This window comes from Paenibacillus sabuli (assembly GCF_014705605.1).
GTDB lineage: Bacteria > Bacillota > Bacilli > Paenibacillales > Paenibacillaceae > Paenibacillus_D > Paenibacillus_D sabuli.
Map to the genome: position 1 here is coordinate 58,236 of NZ_JACXIZ010000021.1, position 12,601 is coordinate 70,836.

At 63.3% G+C, this 12,601-nt stretch carries 9 protein-coding genes; 1 reads left to right on the forward strand and 8 read right to left on the reverse strand.

Going from position 1 to position 12,601, the window contains the following annotated elements:
* Nucleotides 1–439: 439 nt before the first annotated feature.
* From IDH44_RS13250 to IDH44_RS13260, 3 genes are all read right to left on the reverse strand, one after another.
* Nucleotides 440–2,365 carry a bifunctional homocysteine S-methyltransferase/methylenetetrahydrofolate reductase gene (locus IDH44_RS13250; RefSeq protein ID WP_190918350.1) on the reverse strand — a complete coding sequence of 642 codons (1,926 nt, stop codon included), beginning with the start codon at nucleotides 2,363–2,365 and terminating at the stop codon, nucleotides 440–442.
* 179 nt (nucleotides 2,366–2,544) lie between these two features.
* Complete coding sequence (dapF, locus tag IDH44_RS13255) at nucleotides 2,545–3,375, reverse strand: diaminopimelate epimerase (RefSeq protein WP_190918352.1); 831 nt, start codon at nucleotides 3,373–3,375, stop codon at nucleotides 2,545–2,547.
* Nucleotides 3,376–4,452: 1,077 nt separating this feature from the next.
* Nucleotides 4,453–7,233 carry a calcium-translocating P-type ATPase, SERCA-type gene (locus tag IDH44_RS13260; RefSeq protein WP_190918354.1) on the reverse strand — a complete coding sequence of 927 codons (2,781 nt, stop codon included), beginning with the start codon at nucleotides 7,231–7,233 and terminating at the stop codon, nucleotides 4,453–4,455.
* A 198-nt stretch (nucleotides 7,234–7,431) separates the two neighbouring features.
* On the opposite strand from IDH44_RS13260, the gene IDH44_RS13265 reads away from it, so the two are divergent.
* The gene (locus tag IDH44_RS13265) at nucleotides 7,432–9,165 is read left to right on the forward strand and encodes an Rqc2 family fibronectin-binding protein (protein ID WP_190918356.1); all 1,734 of its coding nucleotides are present in this window, start codon (nucleotides 7,432–7,434) and stop codon (nucleotides 9,163–9,165) included.
* Between the two features lie 24 nt (nucleotides 9,166–9,189).
* Here IDH44_RS13265 and IDH44_RS13270 read toward each other — a convergent pair whose 3' ends face one another.
* The 5 genes from IDH44_RS13270 to IDH44_RS13290 form a co-directional block, all read right to left on the reverse strand.
* Entirely contained in the window at nucleotides 9,190–10,050 is an 861-nt protein-coding gene (locus IDH44_RS13270) for a PHP domain-containing protein (RefSeq protein WP_190918357.1), read from the reverse strand.
* Nucleotides 10,041–10,952 (reverse strand): selenium metabolism-associated LysR family transcriptional regulator, encoded by a 912-nt coding sequence (locus tag IDH44_RS13275; RefSeq protein WP_190918359.1) that lies wholly within the window; start codon nucleotides 10,950–10,952, stop codon nucleotides 10,041–10,043. The genes IDH44_RS13270 and IDH44_RS13275 overlap by 10 nt, the downstream gene beginning before the upstream one ends.
* A gap of 270 nt (nucleotides 10,953–11,222) precedes the next feature.
* Nucleotides 11,223–11,660: a hypothetical protein gene (locus tag IDH44_RS13280; protein WP_190918361.1), complete on the reverse strand. Its 438-nt coding sequence runs from the start codon at nucleotides 11,658–11,660 to the stop codon at nucleotides 11,223–11,225.
* A gap of 200 nt (nucleotides 11,661–11,860) precedes the next feature.
* Nucleotides 11,861–12,124 carry a YlbG family protein gene (locus IDH44_RS13285; protein ID WP_190918363.1) on the reverse strand — a complete coding sequence of 88 codons (264 nt, stop codon included), beginning with the start codon at nucleotides 12,122–12,124 and terminating at the stop codon, nucleotides 11,861–11,863.
* Nucleotides 12,125–12,172: 48 nt separating this feature from the next.
* Entirely contained in the window at nucleotides 12,173–12,595 is a 423-nt protein-coding gene (locus IDH44_RS13290; protein WP_223869659.1) for a YlbF family regulator, read from the reverse strand.
* Nucleotides 12,596–12,601 lie beyond the last annotated feature (6 nt).

Here is a 12,601-nt window from a genome sequence, read left to right on the forward strand (position 1 = left end):
ATAAGGTCCCCTCCGGTCTTGCGAACCGGCGCCGCCGACATAGACAGGACGCCAGCCGTTCGCATTGCGTGCGTATGCCGCGATTACGAGTACGCTAACTGTAACAGTCACGAGTGGTGCCCTTGGGCAGTTTGCACTATTGTTGACGAATCAAGCCCGGTGCATACCTTGCCGGCCCTATCCTTGCACTTATTCTAATTCATTTTGCAAACGGGAACAAGAGAAAATCGGCGCACATTCAAAAAAACGGCCGAATTTCGTTCATTTCGCGCGAAATCGGCGGTTTTTGCTCAAGGCGAAACGGCGAGGCCGCCTTTTTATGGCCGAGTTCGTTTCGTTCCGAGAAATTTAGAAAAACATAAACGAAATCATATGCTTTCTATAATTTCAAGGCGAAACGGCGAGGCCGCCTTTTTATGGCCGAGTTCGTTTCGTTTATCTATTTCATAGCGGCGGAAGGGCTCGCTCCCTGCACCTTGCGCCATACGTATCGCGTCAGCTCTGCCGTCATCTCGTAGAACATGAACGGCGTAATCAGATAGATGCCGTTGAAATGCGGCAGCGCCGCGTCAAGCAACTCCTGGGCAATGCGCACGCCCTCGGCCCGGCCCGCCTCGCCCTCCAGTCCCGCCATCCGCTGGCGCACTTCGTCGGAGAGCTGAATGCCGGGCACCTCGTTGTGGAGGTATTCGGCATTGCGTCCGCTGGCCAGCGGCATGATCCCGATGAAGACCGGCACCGGCAAGTGCGCGGTCGCGTCTGCCACCCGCGCGATCAGCTCGGGATCGTAGACTGGCTGCGTCATGATATAGTCCGCGCCGGAGGCGATCTTGCGCTCCAGCCGCTGCACCGCCTTGTCCAGATGCTTCACGTTAGGGTTGAAGGCCGCCCCCACGACGAAATCCGCGCGCTGCTTGAGCGGCTTGCCGGAGAACGCGGTGCCGGCGTTGAGCTGCTTGATCATCCGGATCATCTCGAACGAGGTCAGGTCGTACACCGAGCTGGAATCCGGCAGATCGCCGAACCGCGCCGGATCGCCGGTCACCGCCAGGACATGGTCGATGCCGAGCGCATCGAGCCCCATCATGTGCGACTGCGTGCCGATCAGGTTGCGGTCGCGGCAGGCGATATGCACGAGCGGCCGCAGCCCGATTCGCTGCTGCACGAGCGAGGCCAGCGCAATGTTGCTCATCCGCGTGACCGCCAGCGAATTGTCCGCCATCGTTACCGCATCGGCATGCGCCGCCTGAAGCGCCTCGGCCCCGGCCATGAACTTGCGGATGTCGAGATCGCGCGGCGGATCGAGCTCGACGATCACGGTATGGCGGCGGCGGGCCAGATCGACGATCGTCGGCGGCTTGTCCGCCGGCGCGGCAGGTGCGATGGGCGCTGCGGGTGCGGTTGATCGGTCGCCCGCCGGTGCGATCGGCCGAGCCGCCGCAAGCGCTCCGCCACGCTCGTCCGCGGCTGGCGGCCGCGCGCCTTCGCGCTCCGCCCCTGGCCGATAATGCTGCAGCGCCTCGGCGATCGCGGCGATATGCTCCGGCGTCGTGCCGCAGCAGCCGCCGACCAGATGCGCGCCGCGGTTGGCGAAGCGGCGCGCCGCGTCGGCGAAATACGCCGGTCCCGCCGTGAACTGATACTTGCCATCCACATAGTCGGGTATGCCCGCATTGGGGAAGATCGAGAGCGGCAGCGCCGCGCGATGCTCCATCGTATCGAGCGCGCGCAGGATCCCGACCGGGCCGCTACGGCAATTGAGCCCGACCATATCCGCGCCGGCATCGGCCAGTGTGGCGAAGGCTTCGTCCAGTCCGATGCCGTCCCGCGTGCGGCCGACATCCTCGACGGCGAGCTGGCAGATCGCCGGCAGGTCGCCGAGCTCGCGCACGATGCGCAGCGCGATCAGTATTTCCTCCAGATCGTAGAACGTCTCCAGCAGGATGCCGTCCACGCCCTCCTCCGCCAGCGCCGCCAGCTGTCTGCGAAAGGCGCGCTGCACGTCGGCGGTGCGGTTGTTGCCGCGCTTGCCGGCGCGGATCGATCCGACCGCTCCGACGATGTAGGCGTCCTTGCCCGCCGCCGCCCGGGCGATGCGCACCCCGGCGCGATTGATCGCCTCCGTCTCGTGCTCCAGCCCGTACTTCGCGAGCTTCTCCTCGTTGGCGGAGAAGGTATTGGTCTCAATCAGCCGAGCTCCGGCGTCATAGTACTGCCGATGCACGCGCTCGATGACCTCCGGCCGCAGCAGATTGTATTCCTCGTACGATACTCCCACCGGGAAGCCGGTCTGGTACAGATACGTGCCCATTGCGCCGTCGCCGGCGATCCTCGTCGTCCGCAAGGCCGTGCGCAGATCGAGCATGTCCCCACTTCCTTCCTCTTACCCTAAAATAAAAGCAGACTCCCCGCGCAGGGGAGCCGTCTGCCATGCTCTTGCTATCGCCTGCTTCGATTGTGCGGCGAATTGTGCCGCCGTGGAGCAAAATCGAGATCATGTATAGCGAATTGTGACGGTATGCCCGAAATACGTTGTCTCTTCAATTAAACTTGGCCGCTGAAAACCGTCTCGGCCGGGCCGGTCATGTAGACGTGATTGTCGGCCCCGCTCCATTCGATCAGCAGATCGCCGCCCGCCAGCGACACCGTCGCGGTGCGATCCGTCAGCCCGTTCAGCGCCGAGGCGACAACGGTGGCACAAGCACCGGTGCCGCAGGCCAGCGTCGGACCGGCGCCGCGCTCCCACACCCGCATGTCAGTGTGCGAGCGCGACTTGACGGTGACGAATTCGACGTTGATTTTGCGGGGGAACATCGGGTGCGTCTCCAGCAGCGGTCCCCAAGCCGCCAGATCGAAGCCGGCCGCGTCGTCGACGTAGATGACGCAGTGCGGATTGCCCATCGACACCGCCGTGAAGCGGAACTCGCGTCCCCCGACTTCGATTGGATGATCAAGCACCGGATCGGTGTCGACCGTCGTCGGCACCTTCAGTCCGTCGAGCACCGGCTCGCCCATATCGACGCGCACGCGCTCGGCCTTGCCATCGCGCACAGTCAGCTGCACCTTCTGCACGCCGGCGCCGAGCGTCTCGATCGTCAGCTCTTGCGACGCGGCGTGCCCGTTGTCGTAGACGTACTTGGCGACGCAACGGATGGCGTTGCCGCACTGCTCTGCCTCTGAGCCGTCGGAGTTGATGATACGCATTCTGTAGTCGGCGCGCTCCGATGGCAGAATATAGACGAGTCCGTCCGCTCCGATGCCGAAGTGGCGGTCGCATAGCCGCGTGGCCAGCTCCGCCGCCTCAGCCGGCAGCTCGCGTTCTCCGTAGATGACGATGAAGTCGTTGCCCAGTCCATGCATTTTTGTAAAGTCCATTCGCTTGCACTCCCTTTGCGTCCGATGCCGCTTGTCTCCAAGCTGCATGCTTTTTCTCTATACTTCAGCATACCGCAAGTTTGGGAGAAACGCTATTGCTCTTTTGTACAAAGTTTTTATAGAAAGGAACGAAACGCGCCGCGCCAATAAGGGACTGCGCCAGTCGCATCGCCTAAGAGATGAATAAGCGCAAAATGTGAGGCTACTCGGGCGAATCGGCTACAGCGGCGGGAATAAGCGTAAAATGTGAGGTTACTCGGTGGATTCGGCTCCGGCGGCGGAAATAAGCGTAAAATGTGAGGTTACTCGGTGGATTCGGCTCCGGCGGCGGAAATAAGCGTAAAATGTGTGGCTATTCGGCGGATTCGGCTACAGCGACGGAAATAAGCGCAAAATGTGAGGCTATTCGGCGGATTCGGCTCCCGCGACGGAAATAAGCGCAAAATGTGAGGCTATTCGGCGGATTCGGCTCCCGCGACGGGAATAAGCGTAAAATGTGTGGCTATTCGGCGGATTCGGCTCCCGCGACGGAAATAAGCGTAAAATGTGTGGCTATTCGGCGGATTCGGCTCCCGCGACGGAAATAAGCGTAAAATGTGAGGTTACTCGGCGGATTCGGCTCCCGCGACGGAAATAAGCATAAAATGTGAGGCTATTCGGCGGATTCGGCTCCCGCGACGGAAATAAGCGTAAAATGTGAGGTTACTCGGTGGATTCGGCTCCGGCGGCGGAAATAAGCGTAAAATGTGTGGCTATTCGGCGGATTCGGCTCCGGCAGCAAAAAGAGGCGGCCCGCACCACAACGGATGCGGACACCGTCTCAATATATACCACGCCGCCAGAGGTCGGCGTGAGCCGTTTCGCCTTGAAATCATAGAAAGTATATAGCTTGCTTCATAACTTGTCTAGATTTCTCGGAACGTAACTTGCCACGCCGCCACAGGTCGGCGTGAGCCGTTTCGCCTTGAAATCATAGAAAGTATGTAGCTTGCTTCATAACTTGTCTAGATTTCTCGGAACGTAACTTGCCGCGCCGCCACAGGTCGGCGTGAGCCGTTTCGCCTTGAAACTAGCGCTCTAGCGCGCGACCGGACGCGATCCGCCGAGCGGCAGGCGCGTGCGCTTCCTGGGCTTGGAGGTGCCGAGCACGCTGCCGATGCCCATCACGAAGGTCGGGATGCCCGCCGCGACCAGCACCAGGCACCACGAACGGAAGTCCAGCGGCACCGTCTTGAAGATCGGCTGCAGCGCTTCAATATAGAGCACGCCGAGCATGAGCGCGACCGACGAGAGCACCGCCAGCACGAGGTACTTGTTCTGCAATGGATTGCGATGGAAGATCGAGCGCGAGCTGCGGCAGTCGAATACATGGATGAGCTGGGCCATGACGAGCGTGGTGAACGCCACCGTCTGGGCGTGCGCCAGCGACGTGCCCGAGCGCAGCGTCAGCCAGAAGGCGCCGAGCGTGCAGACGCCGATCAGCACGCCGCGGCTAATGATCTTCCAGCCCAGGCGCCGGGCGAACACGCTCTCCTTGGCGGCGCGCGGCTTGTGCTGCATCAGATCCTTCTCCGCCTGGTCGACGCCGAGCGCCATCGCGGGCAGACCGTCGGTGACGAGGTTGACCCACAGGATCTGGATCGGCACGAGCGGCAGCGGCATGCCCGCCATCATCGCCAGGAACATCGTCAGGATCTCGCCGACGTTGGAGGCGAGCAGATACCGGATGAACTTGCGAATGTTCTCGTAGATGCCCCGTCCTTCCTCGATGGCGGCGACAATGGTCGCAAAATTGTCGTCGCTGAGCACGAGCGCGGACGCTTCCTTGGACACGTCGGTGCCGGTGATGCCCATCGCGATGCCGATGTCCGCCGCCTTGATGGCGGGCGCGTCGTTGACGCCGTCGCCGGTCATGGCGACGATATGCCCGCGGCGCTGCAGCGCCTTGACGATGCGCAGCTTGTGCTCGGGCGAGACGCGGGCATAGACATACGTCTGATCGACCTGCCGGTCCAACTGCTCGTCGCTCATCCCCGCCAATTCACGGCCGCTGAAGGACAGTCCGCCGCGTGGCAGGATGCCGAGCTGGCGGGCGATCGACTCGGCCGTGAGCTGATGATCGCCGGTAATCATCACCGTCTTGATGCCGGCCCGGCGGCACGTGGCGATCGCCTCGGCCACCTCGCGCCGCGGCGGATCGATCATGCCCGCCAGCCCGATGAAGATCAGCTGGCTCTCCGCCTCCTCCTCCGTCTCGCACGGGTCTTGCTCGCGCAGATCGCGATACGCCAGCCCGAGCACGCGCAGCGCCTGCCGCGCCATCTGCTCGGCCGCATCCGCGACCCGCTGCCGCAGACTCGGGGTGAGCGGCACGACCTTGCCGTCCCACAGCATATAGGCGCATTGCTCCAGCAGCAGGTCTGGCGCGCCCTTGGCGCACAGCAGCCGCCCGCCCTGATGCCCCACCAGCACGGACATGCGCTTGCGCTCCGAATCGAAGGGGAATTCCCGCTCCCGCGTATACAGCCCCTCGAGCGTGCGCGTCGTCACGCCGAGCTTGGCCGCCAGTACGAGCAGCGCGCCCTCGGTCGGATCGCCCTTGATCGCCCATTCGCGCTCCGCATCGGATGCGGGCTTGCGCTTTTTGGCCGGCGGCGCCGCCGGCTCGCGCTGCTCCAGCGTGGCATTGTTGCACAAGGCCGCCACCTGGAGCATGCGCCGCACTGGCTGGTCGAGCTTGAGATCGACGCTGCGGCCGCCCTCGGTGAGCTCGCCGACCGGCTCGTAGCCTTCGCCGGTCACCTCGAGCTCGCGGCCGCCGATCCAGGCCTTGGTCACGGTCATCTTGTTCTGCGTCAGCGTGCCCGTCTTGTCGGAGCAGATGACCGAGGCGCAGCCGAGCGTCTCGACCGACGGCAGCTTGCGCACGATCGCCTTGCGCCGGATCATCCGCTGCACGCCGAGCGCGAGCGCGATCGTCACGATCGCCGGCAGCCCTTCGGGAATGGCCGCGACCGCCAGACTGACGCCCGCCAGGAACATGCCGTACGCCGGCTGACCGTGCAGGATGCCCGCCGCGACGACCATGATCGTCAGGCCGATCGCCACCGCGATCAGGATCTTGCCGAGCTGCTCCAGACGATGCTGCAGCGGCGTCTGCATGGCGTCGGTCTGCTGGATCAGATCGGCGATCCGCCCCATCTCCGTCTCCATGCCGGTGCGAATCACGACCGCGCGTCCCGTGCCGCGCGTGATCATTGTCCCCATGAAGCCGAGGTTGCGCTGATCGCCGAGCGGCAGCTCGCGCTCCCAGATCGGCGCGGCATGCTTGCCGACCGGCACCGATTCCCCGGTCAGCGCCGATTCCTCGGCGTACAGACTGTTGGTCTGCAGGAGCCGCACGTCGGCCGGCATGCGGTCGCCCGCCTCCAGCAGCACGAGGTCGCCGGGCACGAGCTCGCTGGCGGGCACCACAGTCTGCACGCCGCCGCGCATCACCTTGGCATGCGGCGCCGATAGCTCCTGGAGCGCGCGCAGCGAGCGCTCTGCCCGGAATTCCTGCACGAAGCCGAGCACGCCGTTGATAACGATAATGGCGACGATCGTCAGCGCGTCGAGGTATTCGCCGAGCAGCCCGGAGATCAGCGTCGCGCCGACGAGCACCAGCACCATGAAATCCTTGAATTGATTGAGCAGCAGGATCAGCGGCGACACGCGCTTGCCCTCGCTCAGCTCGTTGCGTCCTTGCTTCTCGAGCCGCCGGGACGCTTCGGCGGCGTCGAGTCCGCGCTCCGGCTCGCAGCCGAGCGCCTTCGCCAGCTCGCCTCGCTCCATTTGATGCCACATCTTCTGTTCCATGTTCGAATCTCCCTCCCGCGTCAAGCCGCCTTGCGCGCTGCGGACGCCGTATTCGCCCGGGCGGCGGGCCGGACAGCCCTTCTCTTTCGTAAATGTATTCGGACAACCCGCAAATTATCCCAGCGCGGGACTTAAGTTTTGCGCGGAACTATGGCATCATAGGGAGATAGGCAAGAGAAAGAAGGAGAATGAACCACTATGGCCCTCGACGGTATCGTAACCGGCGCCATCGTACGCGAGCTCGGCAGCTGCGTGGGCGCCCGCATTCATAAAATTCATCAACCCGGCCCGCATGAGCTGGTGCTGCAAATTCGGGGCGCCGGCGTGCAGGGCAAGCTGCTGCTGTCCGCGAATCCGACGTACCCGCGCGTCCATTGGACCAAGCAGACCTACACCAACCCGCTGGAGGCGCCGATGTTCTGCATGCTGCTGCGCAAATATTGCGAGGGCGGCGTGATTGAAGCGATCGAGCAGCCCGGCTGCGAGCGGATCATCCATATGACCGTGCGCCGCCGCGACGAGCTCGGCGACGAGTCGCGCCGCCGCCTCGTAATCGAGCTGATGGGGCGGCACAGCAACATCATCCTGCTCGATCCGGAGAGCGGCACGATTCACGACGGCATCCATCACGTCACACCGGCGATCAGCAGCTATCGCATCGTCATGCCGGGCAGCCCTTACACCGCGCCGCCGGCCCAGCACAAGGCCGATCCGTACACGATCGCGGACCCTGCGCAATTCGCAGCGGCGCTGAACCTCGCGGCAGCCGAAGCGCCGCCGGAGAAGCGCCTGATGGAAGCCTTCGCCGGCTTCAGCCCGCTGCTCGCGCGCGAGACGGCGCACCGAGCCGGAGGCCAGGGCGCTGGCGTGGAGGCGCTCTACGCGGCGTTCGCCGACTTGATGGCGCCGATCCGGCGCGGCGCCTTCACCCCGTGCATCGTGACGCGGCCGGACGGCAAGTCGTTTTTTTCCGTGACGGAGCTGACCCACCTGGATGGCGAGCGGCAGACGTTCGACGGGGTGAGCGCCTGTCTGGAAGCGTACTATGGCGACAAGGCGGAGCGCGATACGGTCAAGCAGCGGGCATCGGACCTGCTGCGCTTCCTGCAGAACGAGCGTGCCAAAAACGAAAAGAAGCTGGGCAAGCTCCAGGATACGCTCGCTGCCGCAGCCGACGCCGACCGGCATCGCGTGCTGGGCGAGCTGCTCACCGCCTATATGCATCAGATCGAGCCCGGCTCGGACCGCGTGGAGGTGGTCGATTATTACGATCCGGAGCAGCGCGCCGTGCAGATCGAGCTCGACCCGCAGCTGACCCCGTCGGAGAATGCGCAGCGGCACTTCAGACGCTACACCAAGGCCAAGAACAGCGTAGCCGCCGTGCAGGGTCAGCTCGAGTCTGCCCATGCCGAAATTCGCTACCTCGACGAGCTGCTGCAGCAGCTCGATACGGCGGCGCTCGGCGACATCGAGGAGATTCGCGACGAGCTCGTGGAGCAGGGCTACCTCAAGGCCCGCAGCCGCCGCGGCCCGAAAAAGAAAAAAAACGCCCGCCCGGCGCTGCTGCATTATACGTCCTCCGAGGACAAGCTGATCCTGGTCGGCAAGAACAACACCCAGAACGACTACCTGACGAACAAGCTCGCCGCCCAGCACGACACCTGGCTGCACACGAAGGACATCCCGGGCTCGCATGTGCTGATTCGCGGCACCGATTACGGCGACGCTACATTGGAAGAGGCGGCGATGCTGGCCGCGCACTATAGCAAGGCGCGGGCCTCCAGTCAGGTGCCGATCGATTACACCGCCGTCCGCCACGTCCGCAAGCCGAGCGGCGCGAAGCCCGGCTACGTCATCTACGACCATCAAAAAACGCTGTTCATCACACCGGATGAACAGCGTCTGAGCGCTCTGCCCTGTCAGATCAAGTAGCGTCGACCGTCTCAAGTCGCGTCGTCAAGTCGCGTCGCCGCAGGCGCGCGCAATGCGGCGCAGCACCTCCACCGGCACGCTGCGGCTGCCGAGCGCCCCGTGGTAGGCCCCGCCCTCGCGCTCGCCGTGGAAGTCCGAGCCTGCCGTCGCAATCGCGCCGCAGCGCTCGGCCAGCGCGCGGTAGCGCCGCTCGTCCTCCCCGTCATGGTCGGGATGACTGACCTCCAGACCGGCTGCGCCGCCGCGCAGCAGCCGCTCGACCAGGTCATCGCGCCGGTACAGGCCCGGATGCGCGATGACCGCAGCGCCGCCGGCCTCCCGGATCCAGCCGACCGCCTCGTGCGGGCTCAGCCGCGGGATCGCCACATAGGCCGCACAGCCCGAGCCGAGGTAGCGCTCGAATGCATCGGTCACGCTGGCTGCCGCGCCGCAGGCGACGAGCGCCGCCGCAATATGCGGACGGCCGAGCGTCTCCTCCGCCGTCCCCGCCTTGCCGGCGATGCGGCGCACCTGCTCCATCGTCAGCGCGATGCCGAGCGCATTGAGCCTCGCGACGATCTGCTCGTTGCGCCGCTGCCGCCCGCCGCGCAGTCCCTCGATCCGCCGCTGCCAGTCCGCATCGCCGAGGTCCATGCAGTAGCCGAGCACATGGATCGCCTGATCGTCGGCATAGGCGCTGATCTCGATCCCCGGCACCACCTCGACGCCGAGCCGCGCGCCTTCGGCGAGCGCCTCGTCGACGCCGGCGGTCGTATCGTGATCGGTTACCGCCACCGCCGCCAGTCCCGCTTGCGCAGCCAGGCGTACGAGCGCGCCCGGCGCCAGCATCCCGTCCGAGGCCGTCGTATGCGCGTGCAGATCCGCACGCTGATCCGTTATAGCCATTGGCGCAGATCCTTCTCCCGGAGGAAGGTGAGGAAGGTCACGGCCGAGATCGGCAGCAGCGCGGACTTGAGGTAGATGGAGTAGAATTGCCGCTTGAACTGCAAGCCCGTCACCGGGATCGCGCGGATCAGCCCGAGCGCCTCCTCGTGCTTGATCGACGAGCCGGACAGGAAGGAGACGCCGAGGCCCGCTTCCACCGCCGACTTGACCGCTCCCGTGCTGCCCAGCTCCATCACGATGTTCATCTCGTTCGGATCGATCTGCTTGCTGCGCAGCTCCTCCTCCATGACGAGCCGGGTGCCGGAGCCTTGCTCGCGCAGCACGACCGGGTGCGCCAGCGCTTCCTCGATCGTCACGCGGTCCGCCTTGGCGAGCGGGTGCTTGGAGGAGACGACCAGCTTGAGCTCGTCGCTCATCACCGCTTCCATATGCATATCCGGATGATTGACGGGCGCCTCGATCAGACCGAAGTTGAGCTGATGATTGACGATCTCGTCCATGATCTGCGCCGTGTTCATCACTTTCATGCTGATCGCAATATGCGGATATTCCTGGGCAAATGGACCTAGCAGTCGCGGCAAAATGTATTCGCCGATCGTCAAGCTTGCCCCCAGCTGCAGACGCCCCTTGAGCTGCTTGGTGAACTTGGACATGGTGGAGTCGGTGTCGCGGATGAGATCGATGCTGCGCTGGGCAAACGGCAACAGCGTTCGCCCCGCCTCGCTCAGCTCAATCCGCTTCGTCGAGCGATGCAGCAGCTTCGTGCCGAAATAGTCCTCCAGCGACTGCACCTGCATCGTCACGGCCGGCTGCGTCATGTGCAGCGCTTGCGCCGCTGCCGAAAAGCTCCCCTTGTCCGCCACGGTATAAAAGATGTGCAGCTGATGAAAGTTAAGCGCCATCCGTTGATCCTCCTTCTTGTGCTGCCTTCAGTATAGCAGACGCCATCGCGCCGCGGTACACCTTTGCGCGCCCTTTTTGCAGGCGAAGCGCAGGCTGCGGCAGCTGTGAGGCCGCGGCGGCTGCGGATATCAGGGCCGCGCCGTCATCCGGCACCGGCTGCGCCTCAGACCTTGCAGCACACCGTGCCTTGCGCGTGCGTACGCGCGCACGCCAAAAATCGCGCACCGGCTGCGATGCGCGATTTGCGGGGATAGCCGACACTGGGAGCGCTATCTCCGTTTGCGACTATTTTTGATCAGGGTCATACGCCGGGAATGCCGCAGCCAAGAATAGTAAGACTTCAGATCCCGGAGCTCGATCGTCTCCGACATTCGACCCAGAAACGTCACCACAATCATCTTGTGCAGCGGATTGCCGACCAGGTCCGTCTCGCCCTCCAGACTGGTGAACTCGGCCACGAACACCAGATCCTCGTCGATCAGATAGACGTCTTCCTCGTTGCGATAATACGGCTCCACACGATCCTGCTTCAGCGCCTCCCATATGAAGGCGGCGATATCCTCTTGACCGGATTGCTCGGACTCGACACGATCGGCCCATCGGATCTTTGCGTGGTTCGTGATGACGACGTCCGCCACTTTTTTATCCCCGAGCACGACATGAAACGATTCATACGTATTCCATCTCTCCGTCGTCTTATCTTTCATCTCCAAACCACTCCTTTCTGGGAGGCAGGACCTAAATAACCATGCACAATTACCTATATATTCTAAATCATCCTAGACTACAATTTCAACCTTTAAATGAAAAGCATCCGCTTCGGCTCGTGCCGCTTTCTCGCAATCTTGGACGCCGAGCCGCGTGTAAACGGATACGCAACTTGTCAAAATGCTGCACGCGCAGCATCCTAAAGGCTGTAAAACCTGGTTTTGTCGGGGATATCGGACGCGTATTCCGTCTTGATCTCATTGCGATAGGAGCGTTCCACTCTTTTGACGAAATGAAGCCGCTCAATGTTGCGGATCGTATCTTCCGCGCGCTCGGCGTTCATGTAGATCACCACGTAATGCATTTTGCGCGACATGTAATGCACGGAGCCGTACTTCTCCAACGCGCGCGCCGCTTTCAAATCACTTACCCAGATAATGTAGCCCGTACGCTCGGATAACATCGTGTCCCCCCGTTCCCGTGTCCTGTCGTAAAAGCGTGCGGGGCGGCGTCAGCCGCACCCGCCGCTGCCGCAGCTGCAAGAGCCGCCTGCGCCGCATCCCCCTCCGCCCGCCGGTTCGTTGCCCGGCACCTTGATCGTCTCCGAGACGGCACCGGCAATCGACTGCGAGACGGTGAAAAGGAGCTGATCGACCTCGCGCTCGGCCGCCTTGAAGCGGCTGACGCATTCCATATCGTCCAATTCGCGCTCGATCGCCTTCACCTTGTCCTTGGCGTCGTTGAAATCGGGATGAAAGCGTCCGAAGCGCTCGCATTCGGCATACAGTTCCTTCGCTTTGTCAAAGCGCTTGATCAGCGCCCGGACCTCGTCGTCCCGATCGACGACGGCCTTCCAATATAAATAATCGGCAACCTCGGCCGACCCGTTGATCATATCGCCCAGCTCGTAAGCATGGAGCAGCAATCCGGCCATATCCAG